Annotated in this window: 19 protein-coding genes; 6 read left to right on the top strand and 13 right to left on the bottom strand. The window is 64.6% G+C overall.

Annotation, left to right across the window (positions count from 1 at the left end; all coding sequences use genetic code 11):
• Positions 1–32: 32 nt before the first annotated feature.
• Complete coding sequence (locus tag ABIA90_RS35635; protein ID WP_354120298.1) at positions 33–1,469, bottom strand: hypothetical protein; 1,437 nt, start codon at positions 1,467–1,469, stop codon at positions 33–35.
• A 348-nt stretch (positions 1,470–1,817) separates the two neighbouring features.
• Between ABIA90_RS35635 and ABIA90_RS35630 the strand changes: the two genes are divergently transcribed.
• Positions 1,818–2,696: a hypothetical protein gene (locus ABIA90_RS35630; protein WP_354120299.1), complete on the top strand. Its 879-nt coding sequence runs from the start codon at positions 1,818–1,820 to the stop codon at positions 2,694–2,696.
• A gap of 85 nt (positions 2,697–2,781) precedes the next feature.
• Here ABIA90_RS35630 and ABIA90_RS35625 read toward each other — a convergent pair whose 3' ends face one another.
• From ABIA90_RS35625 to mdcA, 7 genes are read right to left on the bottom strand one after another with little or no spacing between them, the layout of a single operon-like run.
• Positions 2,782–3,702, bottom strand: coding sequence for an acyltransferase domain-containing protein (locus ABIA90_RS35625; protein WP_084795019.1), 921 nt, complete (start codon positions 3,700–3,702; stop codon positions 2,782–2,784).
• A complete protein-coding gene (gene mdcB, locus ABIA90_RS35620) occupies positions 3,702–4,565 on the bottom strand; it encodes a triphosphoribosyl-dephospho-CoA synthase MdcB (RefSeq protein ID WP_283017303.1) in 864 nt (287 codons plus the stop codon). Before mdcB ends, ABIA90_RS35625 begins: the two co-directional genes overlap by 1 nt.
• Positions 4,562–5,209, bottom strand: coding sequence for a malonate decarboxylase holo-[acyl-carrier-protein] synthase (mdcG, locus tag ABIA90_RS35615; RefSeq protein WP_354120300.1), 648 nt, complete (start codon positions 5,207–5,209; stop codon positions 4,562–4,564). Before mdcG ends, mdcB begins: the two co-directional genes overlap by 4 nt.
• Entirely contained in the window at positions 5,202–5,942 is a 741-nt protein-coding gene (mdcE, locus tag ABIA90_RS35610; RefSeq protein WP_354120301.1) for a biotin-independent malonate decarboxylase subunit gamma, read from the bottom strand. The genes mdcG and mdcE overlap by 8 nt, the downstream gene beginning before the upstream one ends.
• A complete protein-coding gene (locus tag ABIA90_RS35605) occupies positions 5,929–6,843 on the bottom strand; it encodes a biotin-independent malonate decarboxylase subunit beta (protein WP_354120302.1) in 915 nt (304 codons plus the stop codon). The genes mdcE and ABIA90_RS35605 overlap by 14 nt, the downstream gene beginning before the upstream one ends.
• Complete coding sequence (gene mdcC, locus ABIA90_RS35600; RefSeq protein ID WP_354120303.1) at positions 6,840–7,157, bottom strand: malonate decarboxylase acyl carrier protein; 318 nt, start codon at positions 7,155–7,157, stop codon at positions 6,840–6,842. The genes ABIA90_RS35605 and mdcC overlap by 4 nt, the downstream gene beginning before the upstream one ends.
• A gap of 10 nt (positions 7,158–7,167) precedes the next feature.
• Positions 7,168–8,814: a malonate decarboxylase subunit alpha gene (gene mdcA / locus ABIA90_RS35595; RefSeq protein WP_354120304.1), complete on the bottom strand. Its 1,647-nt coding sequence runs from the start codon at positions 8,812–8,814 to the stop codon at positions 7,168–7,170.
• Positions 8,815–9,007: 193 nt separating this feature from the next.
• On the opposite strand from mdcA, the gene madL reads away from it, so the two are divergent.
• From madL to ABIA90_RS35575, 4 genes are all read left to right on the top strand, one after another.
• Positions 9,008–9,448: a malonate transporter subunit MadL gene (gene madL / locus ABIA90_RS35590; RefSeq protein WP_028149209.1), complete on the top strand. Its 441-nt coding sequence runs from the start codon at positions 9,008–9,010 to the stop codon at positions 9,446–9,448.
• On the top strand, positions 9,445–10,209 hold the full coding sequence (madM, locus tag ABIA90_RS35585; RefSeq protein WP_354120305.1) for a malonate transporter subunit MadM: 765 nt from the start codon (positions 9,445–9,447) through the stop codon (positions 10,207–10,209). Before madL ends, madM begins: the two co-directional genes overlap by 4 nt.
• The gene (locus tag ABIA90_RS35580; RefSeq protein WP_085402438.1) at positions 10,210–10,896 is read left to right on the top strand and encodes a GntR family transcriptional regulator; all 687 of its coding nucleotides are present in this window, start codon (positions 10,210–10,212) and stop codon (positions 10,894–10,896) included.
• 464 nt (positions 10,897–11,360) lie between these two features.
• Positions 11,361–12,509, top strand: a complete 1,149-nt coding sequence (locus ABIA90_RS35575) for an ABC transporter substrate-binding protein (protein WP_354120306.1) — start codon at positions 11,361–11,363, stop codon at positions 12,507–12,509.
• 92 nt (positions 12,510–12,601) lie between these two features.
• On the opposite strand, the gene ABIA90_RS35570 is transcribed toward ABIA90_RS35575, so the two are convergent.
• The 5 genes from ABIA90_RS35570 to ABIA90_RS35550 are packed head-to-tail and all read right to left on the bottom strand — an operon-like array spanning position 12,602 to position 19,100.
• Positions 12,602–13,831 (bottom strand): Gfo/Idh/MocA family protein, encoded by a 1,230-nt coding sequence (locus tag ABIA90_RS35570; RefSeq protein ID WP_354120307.1) that lies wholly within the window; start codon positions 13,829–13,831, stop codon positions 12,602–12,604.
• Positions 13,832–13,864: 33 nt separating this feature from the next.
• Complete coding sequence (locus ABIA90_RS35565) at positions 13,865–15,490, bottom strand: ABC transporter ATP-binding protein (protein WP_354120308.1); 1,626 nt, start codon at positions 15,488–15,490, stop codon at positions 13,865–13,867.
• A gap of 36 nt (positions 15,491–15,526) precedes the next feature.
• A complete protein-coding gene (gene ggt, locus ABIA90_RS35560; RefSeq protein ID WP_354120309.1) occupies positions 15,527–17,122 on the bottom strand; it encodes a gamma-glutamyltransferase in 1,596 nt (531 codons plus the stop codon).
• Positions 17,119–17,895: a glucosamine-6-phosphate deaminase gene (gene nagB, locus ABIA90_RS35555; RefSeq protein WP_354120310.1), complete on the bottom strand. Its 777-nt coding sequence runs from the start codon at positions 17,893–17,895 to the stop codon at positions 17,119–17,121. The genes ggt and nagB overlap by 4 nt, the downstream gene beginning before the upstream one ends.
• Positions 17,892–19,100, bottom strand: coding sequence for an ROK family transcriptional regulator (locus tag ABIA90_RS35550; protein ID WP_071911424.1), 1,209 nt, complete (start codon positions 19,098–19,100; stop codon positions 17,892–17,894). The genes nagB and ABIA90_RS35550 overlap by 4 nt, the downstream gene beginning before the upstream one ends.
• A 221-nt stretch (positions 19,101–19,321) precedes the next feature.
• On the opposite strand from ABIA90_RS35550, the gene ABIA90_RS35545 reads away from it, so the two are divergent.
• On the top strand, positions 19,322–20,833 hold the full coding sequence (locus ABIA90_RS35545) for an ABC transporter substrate-binding protein (RefSeq protein WP_354120311.1): 1,512 nt from the start codon (positions 19,322–19,324) through the stop codon (positions 20,831–20,833).
• The last annotated feature ends 15 nt before the right edge of the window (positions 20,834–20,848 follow it).

Raw genomic sequence — 20,848 nt, 5'->3', positions numbered from 1 at the left:
GCGATCGGCTATGCGAGCGATGCGACGTTTCGCTATGCCACCAGGTGAAGATCCGACAAGAGATGCGCGGCATCGCCACCCAGTGCGAGATTGCCGTGGCCGCCGTCCCCGCCAACGCCGGCGATCTGGACCGCACTCTGGTCGATGTGCACGTTGTTGACCTGATCGGCTACGGCCGTCGAATGGGGACCTGCGATTGCGATGTTGATGGGTGCATAGATCGCGACGCTGACGTCGATCAGACTGCCGGCAAAATAGCCGTTGCCGCCATTGCCTGCGCTGTTCGAACCGGTCGCGATCGTATCGGAGCCGCCCCACAGATTATGGGAGAGAAGGCTTGCATGGCCGCCCGCTGCGGCGTTGTCGTTGCCGCCGTGCCCGCCAATGCCAGCGATCTGAACCGCGGATTGATCCACGGAGACATCATTTATCTGGACCGCGTAAGTGCTGGAGCCATAGCCCGCGATTGCGATGTTGATCGGGTTGTACACTACAAACGAGGTATGGACGAGTTCACCGTAGAACACGCCGTCACCGCCATTGCCGGCCTGGCTTCCGCCCGTTTGAACGCCAAAGACGCCGCCTCCGTTGCTTGATCCCCAGCTGGGGTCGAGCGTCATGACGCTGCCGCCGGCGGCCAAATTGCCATGTCCGCCACTTCCGCCGACGCCCGCGATCTGAGTGGCCGATTGATCGATATCCACCGTGTTCGATTGACTTGCATGCGCAGTGCCGCCCGAGGCCGCCACCGCAATATTGATCGGATGATAGATCACCACGGGAGCGTCCACGATCGCACCCGAGAAATAGCCGCCGCCGCCGTTTCCGGCGCCGTTGTCACCGCTCGCGATCACGCCGGCGCCTAAGGACGTACTGACGCTGCCTCCCGATGCAATGTTGTCATTGCCGCCATGGCCGCCGACGCCGGCCATCTGAAAGGCGGACTGATCGACATTCAAATTGTTGGACTGGTTGGCCAGGGCGACCGAGCCGTATCCCAAGCTCACCGAGATGTTGATCGGTTGATAGATCAACAGGGACGCGTGAATGATGCTTCCGTAGAAGTAGCCATCTCCGCCGTTTCCGGCCGTGTTGGCTCCGCTCTCGACCGCAGCAATGCCCATCCCGGGATGTGATGCGCCGGAAGCGGGCGTGGTGGACGAAGCATCCAGGCCCGCCGCAGCGTGGTTGCCGACGTGGCCGCCCGTGTCGCCCACCGACGTGGGATGTTTGGATTGAATCGGGTCGGAGTCATTGTGCTGGGTGTTCGCGCTCGCGGGGTGCGCTCCAGAATCTGCAAATTGACCTGCAAACGGGCGGGGACCGTGGACTAGGGCGCCACCGCCAACCGCGTCAGTCAGGAACGGTGCGCTCGGTGCCGGACCCGCTTCGTCGTCACCATCGTACCCATCGTGGCGATGGGAGGCGTGATGCAGCCGGATTCCATCCGACATCCGCGAAAAATCCATCGTAGCCTCCCTCATCGCAATCGCTCCGCGCGATCGGACGGGTTCTGCACTCCGGACAGACTGTCATCCCGGGAAGGTCGAATGCCCAGTCGTCAGTTCGGATATAGCGCTTCGTCTGGCACCCGTAACATCGGCTACATCCGTTCGGGTAAACAGCCTTTGCAACTTTGCGTGGGCCGATGCTTGAAAGTGCGACCTTGAGGGGATGGCGAAAATGGACAATCGAGCTGACGGCCAGATCGCCTGCGGCCAAAATGAATCCACGGCGTTGCCGGATTTAAGTCGCATTGCGACCTAGGTCACGGCCAACGCTCCCGTCCGGGCAGGGGCGCAACACCGGGGTTTTCCATGTCCGGTCATTTGCGAGTTTATTGCGCCGCTTTTACGCTTATTGCAGGTCTCTCGACATCATCCGCGTTTTCGACGCCTCTTTCCGAACTCTTCAATGCCGGTCCCGCCACAGCCCCTGCGCCCGCTTCCGCGGAAGCAGAGTGCTTGACGCGGCCCGGCAAGTCGACCGCCGATGGCCAGCACTGGGTCTATCGGGTGGAAGGCCAGCGCAGATGCTGGTTCCAGATCGCCGAAGGAACTGAGAGGGCGAAGAAGCTGGTTCAGCAACGCGCCACCAAACATCGTGTCGCCGCGGCCGAAGAGAACCAGACCGCGGCGCGCAAGCGGAAGACGGTGGTGGATGCGCGCGCGGAGCTGCCGCGCTCCGCACCTGCGGATACGTCCCGGCCGAGCCCGTCCGTGCCCGCGCAGGTGGTTGATGCCAGTCCCGTCCTCGCCACCGGGATCGCAACCCGCGCGTCGCCGGCCCCCCTTTCCAAACGCGACCGGCTCACGGCCGACGAGATCACGCCGCGCCAGGTCGACGTGGAGGCACTCCTTGCGGCGGCGCCAGCCGCCAGTGACGTGGTTGCCGCCTCGGCGGCGCCGCTCGCCTTTTCCGCCGCAGAGGCGGGCGATGACGGACGGGTTTGGACCTGGCTTGGCATGCTGCTGATGGCTTTGGGGCTTGTCTCCGTCTTGAGCGCGAGTCTAACCATTCGGTGGGCCGCGCTGCTGCCCCAGCTATTATTCGCTTGCCAGCGGCGAGTTGACGCCAGCAGGCAGAATGGGCCTCGAGCTCCCTGGCGGCGCGGCTCCCTGTTTGGGTCCAACAGGGCTTATGGGGCAATGCCTGGCGTCGCTCAACACCACAGCTTTCAGCACCGATCGCGGTGAGTATCTGGAGGCTTCTCTTGTCGAGGGCGAGTTCTCTCGAGAAATTTCATGCGTTCGCTCAATCGCGAGCCGCCGGGCGCCCTGCCTATTCGGAAACAACCCAGTTTCGCAGACCATCGATCGTGCGAAATCCGTCGGCGGCGTAGCAGCGGATCGATGGATGGAAGCCTTGCGTCATCTCGGCAAGCGCGTGTCCTGGACCGAGGTCCAGGACTTGATCGACCCCGAGCTCTACGAGAGCCTCCAGCGTCGCCGCCCAGTCGATCGGGCGCGCGATCTGGCATGCGAGCTTTGCTGTCGCATCGGTCACGGAGAAGATGCGCTCGCCGCCATCCCCTGCGAGGAGGGTTCGTTGGTCTGCGACAGGAGCGCGTCTGCTGGTCGCAAGCGCTTGCTGCAAGGGCGTGCAGGCCGGTTCGAGACGCGTCGTATGCGAGGCGATTTTGACGGCGAGAAGACCGGCGCGGGCGGCGCCCTGTGTCGTCGCCTCCTGACAGAGGGCGATGACATCGCACTCCGCGCCTCCAACCACGACAAGAAGGCCGGGATTCCTGATTGCGATCTCGCAGCGGTGCGTCTCGAGCAGGTGTTCGAGCGTGGCTCGTTCGAGCCCGCGGACATAGCCGAGCCGCCCATCCGGCCCCGCCACGCCGTCCATCAATCGGGCGCGGATATCGGTCAGTCGCAACGCTTCGGCGGCGGTCCATATTCCCGCAACGCTCCAGGCCGCCATCTCGCCGACGCTGTAGCCCGTGACAGCGGTTCCCTCAGTCAGCAAGTCCGCGATACAGGCGTGGATCGCGAGCGCCGATGTGACGGTCAGGATCTGGCTGGCATGGTTGGCGGACAGCTCGTCCGCGCGGCGCGTCCTTATGAACTTCCGCGGATCTTCGCCGAGACAAGCGGTCGCAGCGGCGAAGACCGATTCCGCAGCAGGCCGATCGGCGACGAGATCGAAGATATTGTCCGACAGGGTGCCTTGTCCGCCGCAGAGCAGTGCAAGCATCAGGGGGCCAGCCGGTCGACGAAGAGAGCGTCCACGAACAGAGCCATGGCGAGCAGATCTGCCGATCCGCCCGGACTGAGATTGCGCGCGACAAACGCCTGGTGAATGCCGTCGGCGTGTTTGCGCCAGCCTGGGCAACCGATTCCGCCCGCGGCAAGGAATGCGGATGCGCTGGCCTGCGCGAAGCGCAATCCGTCAACTCCGCCCCTGTGCAACAGATTGGTGTCGGCAACATCTGCGATCAGCGCCATGCAGGTCTGAACCCGAACCGCCTCCTCATCCCGAGGCGCGATCGTCCGCGCCGCATGCAGCGCGGGAAGGGCGATGTCATAGACGGAGGGGAAGCCACAAGCCGCTTCTGCCCTGGCGCCGCCGGCGCCGTAGCGACGTGACGCCACGGCGCCGTGGCTGCGTAGGGATATCGGGCCTGCGTAGATGGCGTCGCCCCAACGTTGCGACACCAATTCGCCGAGCGGCTTGCGAATGCCGAGAGCGCCGCGATACCCGGCCGCGGCGCAGAGCAGACCCAGTCCGAAGATCGCGCCGCGATGCGTGTTCACACCTGAGGTCGCCGCCAACATCGCGCGCTCCGCCGCAACCCCGATCGCGCGCAACCGGTCCATGCCGGCGCCCTCGGCGCCCGCGGCTGCGAGGTCGTGGAAGAACGGAGCCAGCGTGTCGGCACTTCGGCACAGGAGCCCGGCGTCCATATCGCGATGCGCGCCGTTGTCGACGTGGCTGACGAGCCCCGGCTTCGGATAGGTCTCGACTTCGAGCTTCAGGCACAGCGATGCGAGATGACCGAGCTGCTCCGCGCGGAGCGCGCGTTGCGGCGGCGCTTGCCATCTCAGCGCGACATTCATGACGCGCCACCCGCGAGAAACGCCGCACGCGTGGTGACATGAACGCCGGCCGCGCCCTTGACGAGGACTTCGTCCTCGTCAGCGCCGGTCAGCTCGCGCCATTGCACACCGCCGGCGTGATAGACGATCTCGCCGTCGAGCCGCATCGGTGCCGTCTCTGCGATCCGCGCGATGTCGGACGGCAGGGTGTTCGCGTGCCTCGCCGACGACAGCGGCCAGAGCAGGTCGAGGTCAGATCCATCGGACAGATAGGGCAGGCCGGTGAGATGCTGCCAGGCCAGACTGCCGTACGTGCGCGTCTCAGGCAGAAGGCGGACGAGCAGGTCGATGGTCTGGCGCCACGACGCCGGCGCGGCTGCTGCCGTATCCGCCAGCAATGGCGGCGGAGCATGCGCGATGAGTTCGCCGGGGGCGAGCGCGACCGCGATACGCCGCTTGCCGTGGCTCGGCGGCAGCGGCAGGCCGAGCGGAATCATGCCTGCGGGGTCGTTGCAGGCCGGCCGGCGAACCACGAGCGGGCGGCCGGTGCGCGCCCAGCCCTCGATGATCGGCTCGCTGGTAAGCGCGGGATTTCGGCTCATCGCGGCCGCCCATCCGGTGGCCGAGGCCGTCACCATCGTATGGCGCTGGAGGGCTTCAGCCACGTGGCGCCCCCTGATGCGCGGCTGCCGCGAGCGTGACAACCCGATCGGCGATCTCGGCCGCCTTCCGCCGGCCGCCACGCTCGGCGCCGAGCCGGGCGCGATCGTCCTGTCCCTGCGGCCGTTGCAGCACGGCCGCAAGCTGCGGCGCCAAAGGCGCATTTTCATCCCAGACGGCGTGAATGCCGCCGGTCTGCACCATGTTGTCGAGGCCAGGCGCGAACACCGGCGTCGCTTCCGCCTTGGCCTTCAGCACATCGATCGGCAGCTTGGTGACCCGCGCCATCGACGGCAGATCCATCACGGCGGGATGCGCTCCGGGCAGCGCCACCAGCGTAGCCGTGGCGAGCGCGGTGGCGATGAACGCACCGGCCGCGCTGCCGCCATAGAGCAGGCCGACGGTGCGGTGTCCTTCGGCTTCGGCCAGCAGCAGGGTCTTGGCGAGATGCGACAGATACTCGCTGAGGCCGAGCAACTCGTCGCGCTTGCTCATGCGCTGGCTGGCGGAATCCACCAGGACCAGGATCGGCGCGCGATCGCCGGATTTGACGATCTCAATCACGCGCCCTGCGAGCACGATCGCCTCGTCGACGCCGAGCGGCTGACCCTGCGTGATGCCCAGCACGTGGACGGGACCTCCACCGGGAAGGATCGCCTGTCCCGCGATCATCGCGCCCGTGGTTGCGATCTTGCTGCCGTTTGGAAAGAGACTGGCCAGGATGTCATCGAGCGTCATCGGCGTTCTCCCTGTTGTCTGCCGCGCGAAGAAATGCGCCGGTCGGAAGCGCGGGAATCTCCGTCGGCTTGTCGATGCCGAGTGCCTGCCAGATCTCGACGGCGTCCGCGGCCTCGCCGAAACGCTGCAGCCGCCGCTCAAGGCGGTTCTGCTCGGCCTCGAGAGTTGCAGCGTTACAGCCTCGCTCGATCCCGAGCGCGTCGATCGCCGCCCCGCGAAACGCCTGCGCCTCGTCGTCGACGAACGCATCAGCGCCGCCGATCAGATAGCGGTGCTTGCCGCCCATGGTGCGCCACACCAGCGCGCGATCGCGCGAGTCGAATTCCTCGATACCCCTGTTGGTCTCGATGACCTCGGGGCCGCTGACACTGAGCCGGCCTTGTTCCGAGATAATCAGGTGCGAACAGGTGCCGGCGATCAGGCTTCCGCCGCCATAGCATCCGGCGCGCCCGCCGATCAGCCCGACGACGTTGATGCCGGCGCGCCGTGCCTCGATGATCGCGCGCATGATCTCGGCGATGGCGAGCTCGCCCGCATTGGCTTCCTGAAGCCGCACGCCGCCGGTGTCGAACAGGATCAGTACGTCCTGATGAAGCGCACGCGCGGCGCGCAAGAGGCCCGTGAGCTTGGCGCCATGGACCTCGCCGAAGGCACCGCCCATGAAGCGTCCCTCCTGCGCCGCGACGAGCACGGGCGCGCCGTCCAGGCGGCCGCGCCCGACGACGATGCCGTCGTCGAACTGCTCCGGCAGGTCGAAGATCGCCAGATGCGGGCTCATCTCGCGCAGCTCGGGGCCGATGAGTTCGGTAAAGCTGCTGGCGTCGACGAGCGCGTCGATACGCTGGCGGGCGCTGGCCTCGTACCAGCTCAGCGAAACATTGTCGGCTGTGGCCGCTGTCATCGTTCCGGCTCCTCGATCTTACGGACGCCTTGCGCAAGGCGCAGCGCCACTGTGTCGGGCCTGGCTCCGCCGTCATTGATGGAAATGCGCAAGCCCCCGGCGGAGCGGCGGGCGACGAAGTCGCGGACCACGGCGTCCCAGACCATGCCGAAGCCATGAGCGGCCGTTGCGATGTCGATCGTGCAGACATCTGCTGGCGAGACGCGTTCCAGCAGCACCTCGAGATTGCCGGAGGCGACGACGCCGACGATCGCCTGGGTGCGGGTGCCGCCGGCGCATCTCCGGGCAGTCAGTCTGAAGCTGAGCTTTTCCATGCAAAACTCCTCACCAATTGCGAAAGCGGCTGGGCGGGCGGTAGAGACCGCCGGAGGCCAGCATGAGGTCCTTGATCGAGCGGGCCGCCAGCAGGCGCCGGTCGGCGTCGAGCGGATCGATGCCGAGATCCTCGGGGCGCTGGATCACGCCGCGCTGCCTGAGCTGTTCGACCAGTTTCGCATCACGCGCGCGTCCGATGTCGGTGTAGCCGGCAACGCCGCGGATCGCCTGCTCGCGCTCGTCCTTGCTACGGCACATCAGCAGGTTGGCAATGCCTTCCTCGGTGACGATGTGGGTGACGTCGTCCGAGTAGACCATGACGGGCGCGAGACCGAGCTTGAGCTCGCGCGCCAGATCGAGCGCATCGAGCCGCTCGACGAACAGCGGGGCATTGCGCTCGCCGAAGGTTTCGCCGATCTGCACCACCAGCTTGCGGCCGCGGCGCAGCGCCGCGTTGGAGTCGGGATCGGCTTCGGCGCCGGCCTTGAGCCAGGGTTCGCTCGGGTGGCGCCGGCCGCGCGGGTCGGAGCCCATGTTAGGCGCACCGCCGAAGCCGGCGATGCGGCTGGTCGTCACCGTCGAGCTGTGGCCCTCGAGGTCGATCTGGAGCGTCGATCCGATGAACATGTCGCAGGCATAGAGGCCCGCTGTCTGGCAGAAGGCGCGGTTCGATCGCAGCGAGCCGTCGGGACCCGTGAAGAAGACATCGGAACGCGCCGCGACGTAATCCTCCATGCCGACTTCCGAGCCGAAACAGTGGATCTGGTCGACCCAGCCGGATTCGATCGCCGGAATGATCGTGGGATGCGGATTGAGCGCGAAATGGGTGCAGATCTTGCCCTTGAGGCCGAGCCTTTCGCCATAAGTCGGCAGCAGCAGCTCGATCGCGGCGGTGTTGAAGCCGATGCCATGGTTGAGCCGGCGCACGCCGTAGGGCGCGTAGATGCCCTTGATCGCGAGCATTGCCGTCAGGATCTGGGTCTCGGTGATCGCGGCCGGGTCGCGGGTGAAGAGCGGCTCGACATAGAAGGGGCGGCCGGCCTCGACCACGAAATGCACGAGGTCGCCGGGAATATCGACGCGCGGCACCTTGTCGACGATTTCGGTGACCTGCGCCACGACGAGACCGTTCTTGTAGCTCGTCGCCTCGACCACCGTCGGCGTGTCTTCGGTGTTCGGCCCCGTATAGAGATTGCCGTCCTTGTCGGCGCTCACCGCCGCGATGAGTGCGACGTTCGGCGTGAGATCGATGAAATACCGGGCGAACAGCTCGAGGTATGTGTGCACGGCCCCGAGCTCGATCTTGCGGCCGAACAGCATGCGCGCGATGCGGGCCGCTTGCGGCCCCGAATAGGAGAAGTCGAGCCGTCGCGCGATTCCCTTGTCGAAGATGTCGAGGTGGGCGGGCAGGACCACCCCCGACTGCACCATGTGCAGGTCATGGACATCCTGGGGGTCGAGGTTCGCGAGCGCCGAGGCGAGGATGTCGGCCTGCTTCTGATTATCGCCCTCCAGGCACACCCGGTCCCCTGACCGGATCACCGCCCTCAGGAATGCAGGCAGGTTCGCAATGGGCACCATCTTGCCCTTCGCGTGCTGGCCGCCGGCCGCCAGGCGCTCCGCCAGGGCGGCCTTTTGCATACCCCAATCGCTCATTTCGGCTCCTTGGCATGCGGGGTTGGCTTTCGAGGGCCTTAATGTATGCGTATTGCCCTCCAATGTCAATTAGTGTATACACAAACTCATAAGCGATGGATATTCGCATACACAGGAGGGAATTTACGATGCGAATGCATGCAGATAGTCCAAGTCCTGGGGGTCGTGCCTTGCTCGCCGAGGGGAGGCGCCCGTGACCATTTCCGGCGTAGCGCTGCTCGCGATCTGCACCCTCTTAGGGGGCCTGCTGGGGGACCTGCTCGGCGTCGCCCTCGGTGTGAAGGCCAATGTTGGCGGCGTGGGCATCGCCATGATGTTCTTGATCGCGGCCCGGCTCTGGCTGGTGCGGCACGGCATACTCAGCCACGGGCTCAAGACCGGCGTCGAGTTCTGGGGCAGCTTCTACATTCCGATCGTGGTCGCCATGGCCGCGCAGCAGAACGTGGTCGCCGCGGCAAAAGGCGGTCCGATCGTCGTCATTGCGGGGATCGGCGCGGTCGCGGTGTGTTTCGCGATGGTGGCCCTGATCGGGCGGTTCAGCGGTCGTGTCGAGACCATGGACGAGATCGAGGCGCGAGAGGCCGAGGCGCTCGCTGCACCTGTGCCCCACTTCAAGTCCGGGAGGATCGGATGACCATGACGTCTCACATTCTCGCCGCCAATGCGCTGATCACCGCGTTCGCGGCCGTCGGAATCCTGATGTGGATCTCCGGGGCGATCTCGAAATATCTCACCTTCGGGCGCATTCACGCCTCGGCGATTGCGATCATGCTGGGCCTCGCGCTGGCCTTTTGGGGAGGCATCTCCACCGGCGGCGAGAAGGGCGTGGCCGACCTGCCGGCCCTGGCCGGGATCGGCCTGATGGGCGGAGCGATGCTGCGCGATTTCGCCATCGTCGCCACCGCCTTCGAGGTCGATGTCGTCCATGCGCGCAAGGCCGGGGTGATCGGTGCGGTCGCACTCGGACTGGGAACGGTGGTGCCGTTCATTCTCGGCGTGTTCGTCGCCGCGGCGTTTGGCTACACTGACGCGGAATCGCTGACGACGATCGGCGCCGGAGCGGTCACCTACATCGTGGGCCCGGTCACGGGCGCGGCGATCGGTGCATCCTCACCGGTTATTGCGCTCTCGATCGCGACCGGTGTATTCAAGGCGGTGATCGTCATGATCGGCACGCCCTTTGTGGCGAAGATGATCGGCCTGAACAATCCGCGTAGCGCGATGGTGTTTGGCGGCTTGATGGGAACGGTCAGCGGCGTGTCTGGAGGGTTGGCGGCGACGGACCGGCGTCTGGTGCCCTACGGTGCGCTGACGGCGACATTCCACACCGGGCTCGGATGCCTGGTCGCACCCTCGATCCTTTACTTCGCGGTGCGCGCGATCACGGGAGGCTGAATGGCAGAAGTATTGAAGGTCGCAGTCGACGCGGAGGACGATGGCGGGCTGCTCTCCGATCGCATCCGGAACGCGCTCACGGACGAGATTGCCTCGGGTGCACTTGTCGCCGGTTCGGCCCTGGAAGAGCAGCAGCTTGCCGATCGTTTTGGAGCTTCCCGCACGCCGGTGCGGGAGGCGCTTCGCCAGCTCGTGGTCAGCGGCCTCGTCGAGGTGCGCGGCCGCCGCGGCCTCGTCGTTGCGCGGATGACGCCGGAGCGCATCATGGACATGTTCGAGACCAGCGCCGAGGTGGAAGCCATGTGCGTCAGGCTCGCGACCTACCGCATGACGCCACTCGAGCGCAGCCATCTGATCGAGCTCCATGACGCTTCGCTCAAGATGGTCGAGGCGAACGATGTCGACGCCTATGACGCGTTCAACCGGGAATTCCACGAATGCATCTACCGCGCAACGCACAACTCGTTTCTCGCCGAGCAGGCGCAGGACGTGCGTTCGCGGCTCAGCGCCTTCCGCCGCACCCAATTGCGGCAGGGCGATCGCATTCGCAAGTCCCGCGACGAGCATGACGCCATCATGCAGGCGATCGCGGAAGGTGACGGAGAGACCGCCGCGCGCCGAATGCGTGCGCACATGCTGAATGCCGCGTCCGCGCTCAGGCGCTACATCGATGATCGCCTCGGCTGAGTAGCCCGATCGCACGTCGGGCCGATAGCTTGACCGCATCCGGCGGCCGCAGGCATGGACCATTGGTAAGGTCGCGTACCCATTCTGCCTGATCGAGGCACGCCGCGCTCGTATCGCGCCGAGCGGCTTGAGCGCGGCGTCAAATATTTCTACATCCACTCAGATCCGTTCCTGCGTGCCGGTTTGACAGGTATCAGGAAGCTGTTAGGCCAATAGTCCGAAGCAAAACATACGCAACGAACCGTACTCCTGCGGCTTGGGCCGGCGCCTGGCTTGAGACGCTGGTCCTTGTCCCTAGGCATAGGGACAGACACGGCCCTGCGATCCGCTTAGGGTCGCTCGCCTGGTTGCTCGTAAGCCCGGGACAGGGCCTGAACATCGGACGATCTCCTCCGGGTCCTTGATGCCGCCCGCGGGGGCCGATGCAACCGGCCGAAGCACTGGGGCGGACAGGGAGGAGCTGCATGACGATCGGTTTCACGCGAGTTTGTCTTGTTGTGGCCTGTGCACTTTATGGATACGCGGCGCGCGCGGAAATCAAAGTCGGAATTGTGATTTCGGCCACCGGCCCGGGATCTGCGCTGGGGCAACCCCAGCTCAAGACTGTCGCGGCTCTGCCAAAAGAGATCGGCGGAGAGAAGGTGACCTACATCATCCTGGACGACGAGTCTGACTCCACCAAAGGGATCCAGAACGCGCGCCGGCTCGTGATCCAGGACAAGGTCGACGTGCTGGTCGGGTCTTCTCTGACGCCGGTGACCATGCCGATGCTCGACGTCGCGCTGGAGTCGAAGACGCCGCTGCTATCGCTTGCGGCCGCCACCGCCATCGTTCAGCCGCTGGACGACAAACGGGCGTGGGCCTTCAAGGTCGTCCCCAACGATGACCTGATGGCGAGCGCCATTCTCAAATACATCGCGAAATCCGGCGCGAAGACGCTTGGCTTTATCGGTGTTTCGGATGGGTATGGCGAAGGTTACTATAAAGAGGTGAGCCGCCTTGCGCCGACCCTGGGCCTGACGGTGACGACACATGAAGTCTACGCGCGTGCGGACACCAGCGTCACCGGCCAGGCGTTGAAGGTGATGTCAACGAATCCTGACGCCGTCTTCATTGCTTCCGCAGGCACCCCGGCGGTCCTGCCGCAACAGGCGCTCCGTGAGCGCGGATACACCGGAAAGATCTTTCAGACGCATGGCGTAGCCAGCGAGGAGTTCATCAAGCTCGGAGGCGCGACCGTCGAAGGCGCTATTTTCGCCGGCGAGGCCTTTACCGTTGCGGCCGATCTTCCGGCGGGAGATCCGTTCCGTCACGCGACGGAGCAGTTCGTGACCGCCTATGAGGCGGTGAACGGTCAGAAGCCCAATATGTTCGCGGCTCACCTCTGGGATGTCGTCGCGCTGATCGGGAAAGCTGCTCCGAACGCGCTGAAGACGACGAAGCCGGGTACGCCCGAGTTTCGTGCAGCTCTGCGGGACGAACTCGAGCGCGGGGAGAACGTCTATCTCAACAACGGGCTGTCGAACATGAGCAAGACCGACCACAACGGCTATGATGAACGCTCAGCCTTTTTGATCAAGGTCGAGGGCGGGAAGTTCCGCTTGGCGAAATAGCAGCGCGCCATCCTCGGGAAGACGCGATGTTGAAGCCGAGCTTCTCGTCGGTGATCTCGACTCGTCAGCCTGGAGGACAAGGCTTCACGCCGTCAGCGCGCCACGAGAGGAACATAGTGTTCGAGTTCGGGATCGGGGAAATGGATCGTTCGGCCAAGCTCCGCGGAGCGATAGAGCCCCATAAGCATTTCCATGACGCCGACCCCGTCATCGAAGGTTTCTGCCGGACTCATGCCTCGCCTGAATGCCTCCACCATATGGCGGTTCTCGTCGGTGTAGCCGTAGATGCCGGCTTCGTCCTCGACGACCGGCATCAGACCTTGCTCGGAATTCTGCTTCTCGACGAGGTCTTCGCCCTCTGATCCGCTGATCGCGCGGGAAAGGAAGACCTTGAGGCCAGTCGAGAGCGAGGAGAACTCCATCGAATATTCGGGACCAAGCAATTCAAGCTGGATGCGCAGGCCCGCGCCGACATACGCCCATGAGGTTGTCGCCTCGATCATCAATTGATACCCGTCGGTATCTTCCATCGTAAGTATCCCGCGCGCGAAATCTTCGACCGGACGTTTGGTGAAATCGACCCCCATTCGCCTCTTGAGGTCGGCAGCGTAGTGGGGGCGCGTCCATTTGAGATTGGCCGTCGTGGCGCTGGCACTGAGCAGCCGTAGGGAGTCGCGCTTTGCGCCTGGCGCGGTCAGCATGAAGCGTGCGACCTCGACTGAATGGCACATCATGTCGGAGAGCACGCCCCCTCCTTGTTTGTCGCCTTGCCAGAACCACGGCTCGTGCGGTCCTGAATGCTCCTCGGCGGCACGCGCGAGATAGGGGCGTCCACTTCCGGGTACGGCTCGGCGCCAGATGATGTCCTTGCCGCGCATCACCGCGGTCGAGAAAAGCTGGTTCTCCAGATAACCGTGAAGCAGGCCTGCATCTTCGACGAGCCTGCGCATCTCCCGTGCTTCGGCAAGCGTGCGGGCGAGTGGCTTTTCGCAGGCGATGGCGCGCAGGGGAGCCCCGGCCTTGGTCACGCGGTGGATCTCGCGCATGATGTCGAGACGGCTGTCGTTCGGCGTCAACAGCCAAAGCGCGTCGACCTCGCCGGACATTGCCATCGCCTCGATGCTGTCAAACACATGCGCCGGCCCAAGGCCAAGATTGCGCGCCTTGTCGGCGATGCGCGTCCGTCGCTCGGCGGAACGGCTGTAGACGCCGCCGACGCTGACGTTGCGCACGCCGAGCATGGACTGCAGATGGAACGCGGCGATGAAGCCGCTGCCGACAAGGCCGATGCGCAGCATTGGAAGTTCCGTGAGCTTCTGCATGTCAGAGACCTCCTTCAATGAAAATGTGGTGGTTCAGACCGACGTGGGCGTCCTGCGTTGCCTGCCCGGGATCGCGGCCAGCAGTGCCTGCGTGTAGGGATGCTCCGGCCGTGTCAGTAGATCTGCCGTCGGCCTGATCTCGACGATTTCTCCGAGGCGCATCACTGCGATCCTGTCGCAGACCTGGGCCGCGACGTTGAGATCGTGGGTGATGAACAGCACCGCCAGCCGCAGCCGCGCCTTCAACGTCTCGAGCAAGGTGAGCACCTGCGCCTGGACAGAGACGTCGAGTGCCGACACCGGTTCGTCGGCCACCAGCACCTCTGGGTCGAGCGCCAGCGCGCGCGCAATTCCGATCCGCTGGCGTTGCCCTCCGGAGAATTCATGCGGAAAGCGTCGCGCGGCGCTCGGGTCGAGTCCCACGAGTGCCAGCAGTTCCTCGGCACGTGCGAAGGCCTGCGCCGGCGGGACGCCGTGCGCGATCGGTCCGTCGGCGATAATTCGCCCGACGCGGCGACGCGGATTGAGCGAGGCGAAGGGATCCTGGAACACCATTTGGACGTGCTTGCGGGCGGCCCGCAGGCCGGCACCGCGAGCCTCGGAGAAATCCAGTTCGCCGATACGGACCACACCGGCATCGGCGTCGGTGAGACGCATCACCAGCCGACCGATCGTGCTCTTGCCCGAGCCGGACTCTCCAACGAGGCCGAGCGTCTCGCCGCGCCGGATTTCGAAGGTCACATTCTTTACGGCTGCGACCTCGGTCTGCGAGCTGAACCAGTCGCTGCCACGATAGATCTTCGCAAGTCCGGTCGCGGCGCAGGCGATCGGTTCGTCCTCGACCCGGACCCGGACCGGCGGGGTCCCGCCGGGCACCGCGGCGAGCAGCCGACGCGTATAGGGATGCTGCGGGCGTTCGAGCACGTCCTCCACGGACCCCTGTTCGACGACGCGACCCTTCTCCATGACCGCGACGCGGTCCGCGATGTCGGCGACGACGCCGAAATCATGGGTGATGAACAGCACCGCCATGCCGCGCCGCTGCTGAATGTCCCGGATCAACCGAAGGATCTGCGCCTGTGTCGTGACGTCGAGTGCCGTGGTTGGTTCGTCCGCGACCAGGATCGATGGTTCGAGCGCAAGGGCCATTGCGATCATGGCACGCTGACGCTGGCCACCCGACAACTGATGCGGGTAGCTATGGATGATCCGCTCGAGGTCGCGCATGCCTACCTCTTCGAGGAGGGCGCGCAAGTGGGTTTGCCGCTCAGTTGGCGTGAATTGTCCGTGCGCCTCGAACGCTTCCATGATCTGGTCGCCGATCCTGATCACAGGATTGAGCGCTGTCATCGGTTCCTGGAAGATCATCGCAATGCGTCGCCCGCGCAACGTCCGCCATTCTGCTGCGGGGAGGTTCAGCAAATCGCGTCCCTCAAAGTGTATGGCCCCTGCAACCGGGCGAATGGCCCTGGGCAGCAGGCCCATGACAGCAGAGGCGCAGACCGATTTACCGGAGCCGGATTCACCGACGACGCAGAGAATTTGTCGCGGATGCAGAGCAAGCGAAACATCCTCGACGGCAGATGCGCGATCCCCGCCGGCGGGCAGCGCCAGCGTCAGCCGTTCGATCGACAGGATCGCCTCTGTTGTCTCGCTCATGCTGCCCGATCCGACATCACGTCATTCTCATCCTGGTCACGCCGCCAGTGCAATGCCGTCCTTGCGATGGTCCGACGCGCCGAGAATGACGCCCCTGGAATGATCGACGTGCACGGCCTGACAACCTCCGAGCGGTTCGTCCGCCCAGATCACGCGATGACCGCGCGCAATCAATTCGTCGGCGACGGAGCCGGGAATCGTGGGTTCGAGGCTCAGCGTGCCATCAAACGCAAAGCTGCGCGGCGCATCCGAGGACTGCTGAATGTCGAGCCCACGATCGAGCACGCCGCTCAGGATCTGCATATGTCCCGCCGCCTGGTATTGTCCACCCATCACGCCAAAGGCCATGATCGGCTTGCCATGCTTCGCCAGCAGACCCGGAATGATGGTGTGAAAGGGACGTTTTCGCGGCGCAATCGCATTGGGATGTCCTTCGAGAAGGGAGAATCCCGAACCCCGGTTCTGCAATAGCACGCCAGCGCGAGGAGCGTAGATGCCGCTGCCGAACGCGAAGAAAAGCGAATTGATGAAAGATACCATGTTGCCGTCGCGATCGGCGACTGCAACGTAAGCCGTGTCACGATGAACAGGCATGTCAAAATCTGCTGATGCGCTGGCACGCTTCAGGTCGATGGAGGAGCGCAATGCCGCGACTGATGCCTCCGAGAGTAGCGAGTCGACATCGAGCGGACGGAATGCCGGATCAGCGACCAGCGCGTCACGCTGCCGGTAGGCCGCCTTGGTTGCCTCGGCAAGGAGGTGAATGCGATCCACCTCGCCGAGCGCCGGATTGGCCATGTCGAAGCCGGCAAGGATGCGGGCGATCAGCAGCGCCGCGACGCCCTGTCCGTTAGGTGGACATTGCAGGATTTGATGATCGCGGTAGTCGGCGCTGATCGGCTCGACGTACTCCGATCGGGCACTTGCGAGATCTTCAAGCTGCATCAATCCGCCCAGCGCCTTCAATGTCGCGACGATTTCTTCGGCGACGGCACCTTCGTAAAACGCGGCGCGGCCCTCGCGTGCGATCCGGCGCAGCGTCGCGCCAAGTGCGGGATGATTGAGCTTGCTGCCGACGACGGGCGCGGCGCCACCGGGCAGATAGACCGGTACGCCAGTCTGATGTCGTTCGATGCGATCGGCGTAGCGTGCCCAATCCAGCGCGGCGCGGGGCGTCACCACAAAGCCGGTCTCGGCCGCGCGGATCGCCGGCGCCAGAACCTCGTCAAGGCCTTTTGAACCATAGTCGCCAGAGAGGCGGCACCAGGCATCGACCGCACCCGGAACTGTGACTGCATGGGGTGAATCGTCCGGGATCGACGCCAGCCCGCGTTGCCGAAACCAGCCGGGTTCCGCCTTCGCCGGCGCTCGGCCCGAGCCGTTGACAGCGACGGGTTTGCCGGAGGCAGGAGCATAGATCGCAAAGCAGTCGCCGCCGATGCCGGTCATATGCGGATCAATGACACCCTGAAGGGCGATCGCGGCAATGGCGGCATCGACTGCATTGCCGCCACTGCGCAGGATCTCGACCGCAGCGAGCGTGACAGCCGGATGAGAGGTCGCGGCCATGCCCCGGTCGCCGACCGCCAGCGAGCGCCCCGGCACCATGAAATCGCGCTGTCCCCAGCTCATGCCCTTCTCCGATTGTTGTTATGGGGCCGCGTGGCGAGGGCTGCGGCAGCCGGTTCATCGCAAAGGATATCGACGTTGCCGTGCAGGCGGAGCGCCGAGGCCGGACAAGCTGCTGCGATCGGACCCTCGATCGCGGCTGCGACCGCGGCTGCTTTCTCCGGCCCCCTGGCGATCAGGAGGATGCTCCGAGCCTCCAGGATTGTTGCTATGCCCATTGTGATCGCACGTTCGGGAACCGACGCCGGATCGGGAAAATTGATGGCATTGGCGATGCGGGTTGCTTCGTCGAGTCTGACCTCGCGGGTACGTGAGGCGAAATCCGAACCTGGCTCATTGAAGCCGATATGGCCGTTGGCGCCGATGCCGAGGAGCAGGAGGTCGATGCCCCCGGCAGCCGCAATCTGCGCCTCATAGCGCGCGGCCTCGGCGGCGACGTCGTCGGCCGTGCCATCGGGGATCCTTGCCCGACCGGCTTCCATATCCACATGCCCGAACAAATGCTGCTGCATGTAGGCATGGAAGCTTCCGGGCGATTGGGGGGCGACGCCCACATATTCATCGAGGTTGAAACTCGACACCGTTCGGAATGAGATGAGGCCGGCGCGGGTCGCGGCGACAAGGCGGGCATAGAGCGGCGCCATTGTCGCTCCGGTCGCAAGACCGAGGGTAACCGGCCGCCGATCGTGCAGCCGCGCGATGACGAGCGCGGCTGCGCGTTCCGCGACGGCGGCGGCATTACCGACAACTTCGATTCTCGGCGCCTGCTCCTTCATGCCGCGACATCTGCTGCCGTGAAAGGAAGAGCCAGCGGGCCCGCATCCTTGCCGATGCCAAACAACGAGCGATGCACGAGGTCGATCGCGCTTCCGATCGCGCCGATCAGCGTAGCGCGATTGCCGAGCGCGCTGAGCTCGATACGAACAGGCTCGCGCATGCAGCGTCCCAGATGTTCATCGATCCGGACCTTCAACTCGGGCCGCGCGCCGATGCTGCCGCCCATGATGATGATTTCCGAATCGAGGATGCTGTGCACCGCCAGGATCGCGGTCGTGAGGATCCGGCCAACCTCGTCGATCGTCACTCGTGCCGCCTCCTCGACCGCGAGCCGATCGAAGACATCGCGCACGGTACTGCCGGGCGCGCCGCCGAGCGCGATGTAGCGTTCGACAATGCCGGCGCTGCCGATCGCGGTTTCCAGGGTGCCGAACCGAAGGCCACGCGCATCGTAGGGATCGCCCCCAAGCGGCAGGTAGGCAATCTCGCCGGCCGCCCCGCGTGCACCACGCACGAGATAACCGTCCGAAAAGATGCCCATGCCAATGCCGGTGCCGACTGCGATGAAGGCGAAACTGCGCGCCTTGCGGCTGTTGCCGCGCCAATGCTCCCCGATTGCGGCGAGATTGACGTCATTTTCGATGGCGACGTCGATTCCGAGCCGTTCGCGCAGCGCGGCCCTCACGTCCAGGCTATCCAGTCCGGGGATATTGGGCGCGATGACGATGCTGCCCGACGCTGGGTCGACCATTCCCGGACTTCCCATCACGCCGCCGCGCAAACGTTGCGCCGATACGGACGCACGCTGAAGCAGGGCATCCTTCATGCGATCGATCTGTGCGACCACGGCAGCGCCGCCGTCGCAGGATGTCGGTTCGATGCTCTCGGCGACGATCTCACCGTGCAGATCGGCAAGTGCGACGTGCAGTTTCGTGCCGCCGAGGTCGATACCCAACACGAAGGCGGCGTCCGGCCGGAGCGCATAGGTGACGGCGCTTCGCCCCACGCTGCCCTGGATTTGACCGTCCTCATGGACCCAGCCGTCGCGCTCGAGATCACGCATCACTTCGGAGATGGTCTGCTTGGACAGGCCCGTGCTGCGGGCGATTTCGGCGCGCGATACCGAGCGATCGCGCAGCAGGCGCTCGACCACAAGGCGCACGGATTGCTGTCGCGCAACGGGCGATGAGGGGGCGTCTGGCATGGGCCTCAATCCAATTAGTCAATATACCGAACTAATACTTCGCTTGATCTGTCGTCAAGGGGTGCGGAGCGAGGATTTTGCGCTCTCGAAAGCGATGTATTGTAATTTAGTTCCATGATTTGTTCGAGACATTTACAAATAGGTTCAGTCGTGCTTGTCTTGACCTTCAACAGCAGAGCCTTGGAAGCCTTGGGATAGGCGTGCGACGAAAGGAATTCCGTATGAAGCGGACGGGCACGGCGTTGGCGGCAATTCTGATGATCGCATCGGGCCTGGTCTCGGCGAGTGCCGCGACATTGCGAGTCGGCATTCAGGACGATCCCGATGCGCTCGACCCGGCACTCAGCGGCACTTACTCCGGTCGCTTCGTGTTTGCGGCGCTGTGCGACAAGCTTGTCGATATCTCCCCCGACCTCAAGATCGTGCCGCAGCTGGCGGAGGCATGGGAGTGGTCCGCGGACGGCAAGTCGATCACCTTTACGCTGCGCCAGAACGTCACGTTCCACGATGGCACCGCGTTCGATGCAGCGGCAGTCAAGTTCAATATCGAGCGCATGAAGACGATGCCGGATTCCAAGCGCAAGGCCGAGCTGGCGCCGGTCGCGAGCGTCGAAGCGCTTGCCGCGGACAAGGTGAAGTTCAACCTGTCGGAGCCGTTCGTGCCGCTGCTTGCCAATCTCAGCGATCGTGCCGGCATGATGGTCTCGCCCAAGGCCGCCACGGAGAAAGCTGGGGAATTTGCAGCCGCGCCGGTCTGTGCCGGTCCGTATCAATTTGCCGAGCGCAAGTCGCGCGACCTCATTCGCGTCAAGAAATATCCCGGCTACTGGAACGCTGCACGGGTCGGCTATGACGAGGTCGTCTACTACTATGTTCCCGACTCGACCGTGCGGTTGTCGCGTGTCCGGGCGGGCGATCTCGATCTCGCGGAGCGTATCGCGCCGACCGATCTCAAGACGGTACGCGACGATCCCAACCTCGCCCTGCATTCCGGCCAGGGACTTGCCGTCTCGCATCTGATGTTCAATGTCGGTGCGGGCGCGAAGGCCGATACGCCACTCGGCAAGAACTCGGCGCTGCGTCAGGCCTTTGAGCTGGCGATCGATCGCAATGTCATCAACCGCGTTGCCTTCAACGGCGAGTTCCTGGCGGATAACCAGATGATCCCGCCGTCGTCTCCGTTCTACGATAGCGCGCGCAAGGCGCCGGCTCGCGATGTTGCCAAGGCCAAGGCAATGATTGCCGCCGCCGGGATGACTCGCGTGCCGGTCGAGATCCAGTACGAGAATACGGCCGGCGATTCCCGGGTCGCACAGATCATACAGTCGATGGCGGGCGAGGCCGGTTTCGACGTCAAGCTGCTGCCCATGGAAACGACCACGGCCATCGAGCGCTACATGAACGGCAATTTCGAAGCCTATATCGGCAACTGGAGCGGCCGCGCTGACCCGGACCCGACGCTGGTCGCCTTTTTCAGTTGCGCGGGCTCCCAGAACGTCAACAAGTACTGCAACAAGGATCTCGATGCGATCCTGAACCAGGCCCGGGGCGAGGCTGACGAAGCCAAGCGCAAGGCACTCTACGCCAAAGCGACGGACATTTACCTGACGGCGCTCTCGTCGATTCCCCTCCATCACCCGAACTGGTTCTTTGCGGCCCGCAAATCGGTCAGCGGCATCGTCATGGTGCCGGACGGTCTGTTGCGTCTGGTCGGTGTCAGGCCTGTGAATTGATGCGCAACGCCTCGC

The organism is Bradyrhizobium sp. LA6.8 (genome assembly GCF_040547935.1).
In the GTDB taxonomy this organism is placed as follows: Bacteria; Pseudomonadota; Alphaproteobacteria; order Rhizobiales; family Xanthobacteraceae; genus Bradyrhizobium; species Bradyrhizobium barranii.
This window is presented reverse-complemented; position numbering and strand designations above follow the sequence as displayed.

Excerpts from the sequence above, each read along its gene's own strand:
- ABIA90_RS35635 (WP_354120298.1), bottom strand. The coding sequence starts at position 1,469 with ATGGATTTTTCGCGGATGTCGGATGGAATCCGGCTGCATCACGCCTCC.
- ABIA90_RS35630 (WP_354120299.1), top strand. The coding sequence starts at position 1,818 with ATGTCCGGTCATTTGCGAGTTTATTGCGCCGCTTTTACGCTTATTGCA.
- ABIA90_RS35625 (WP_084795019.1), bottom strand. The coding sequence starts at position 3,702 with ATGCTTGCACTGCTCTGCGGCGGACAAGGCACCCTGTCGGACAATATC.
- mdcB (WP_283017303.1), bottom strand. The coding sequence starts at position 4,565 with ATGAATGTCGCGCTGAGATGGCAAGCGCCGCCGCAACGCGCGCTCCGC.
- mdcE (WP_354120301.1), bottom strand. The coding sequence starts at position 5,942 with ATGACGCTCGATGACATCCTGGCCAGTCTCTTTCCAAACGGCAGCAAG.
- ABIA90_RS35605 (WP_354120302.1), bottom strand. The coding sequence starts at position 6,843 with ATGACAGCGGCCACAGCCGACAATGTTTCGCTGAGCTGGTACGAGGCC.
- mdcC (WP_354120303.1), bottom strand. The coding sequence starts at position 7,157 with ATGGAAAAGCTCAGCTTCAGACTGACTGCCCGGAGATGCGCCGGCGGC.
- mdcA (WP_354120304.1), bottom strand. The coding sequence starts at position 8,814 with ATGAGCGATTGGGGTATGCAAAAGGCCGCCCTGGCGGAGCGCCTGGCG.
- madM (WP_354120305.1), top strand. The coding sequence starts at position 9,445 with ATGACCATGACGTCTCACATTCTCGCCGCCAATGCGCTGATCACCGCG.
- ABIA90_RS35580 (WP_085402438.1), top strand. The coding sequence starts at position 10,210 with ATGGCAGAAGTATTGAAGGTCGCAGTCGACGCGGAGGACGATGGCGGG.
- ABIA90_RS35575 (WP_354120306.1), top strand. The coding sequence starts at position 11,361 with ATGACGATCGGTTTCACGCGAGTTTGTCTTGTTGTGGCCTGTGCACTT.
- ABIA90_RS35570 (WP_354120307.1), bottom strand. The coding sequence starts at position 13,831 with ATGCAGAAGCTCACGGAACTTCCAATGCTGCGCATCGGCCTTGTCGGC.
- ABIA90_RS35565 (WP_354120308.1), bottom strand. The coding sequence starts at position 15,490 with ATGAGCGAGACAACAGAGGCGATCCTGTCGATCGAACGGCTGACGCTG.
- ggt (WP_354120309.1), bottom strand. The coding sequence starts at position 17,122 with ATGAGCTGGGGACAGCGCGATTTCATGGTGCCGGGGCGCTCGCTGGCG.
- nagB (WP_354120310.1), bottom strand. The coding sequence starts at position 17,895 with ATGAAGGAGCAGGCGCCGAGAATCGAAGTTGTCGGTAATGCCGCCGCC.
- ABIA90_RS35550 (WP_071911424.1), bottom strand. The coding sequence starts at position 19,100 with ATGCCAGACGCCCCCTCATCGCCCGTTGCGCGACAGCAATCCGTGCGC.
- ABIA90_RS35545 (WP_354120311.1), top strand. The coding sequence starts at position 19,322 with ATGAAGCGGACGGGCACGGCGTTGGCGGCAATTCTGATGATCGCATCG.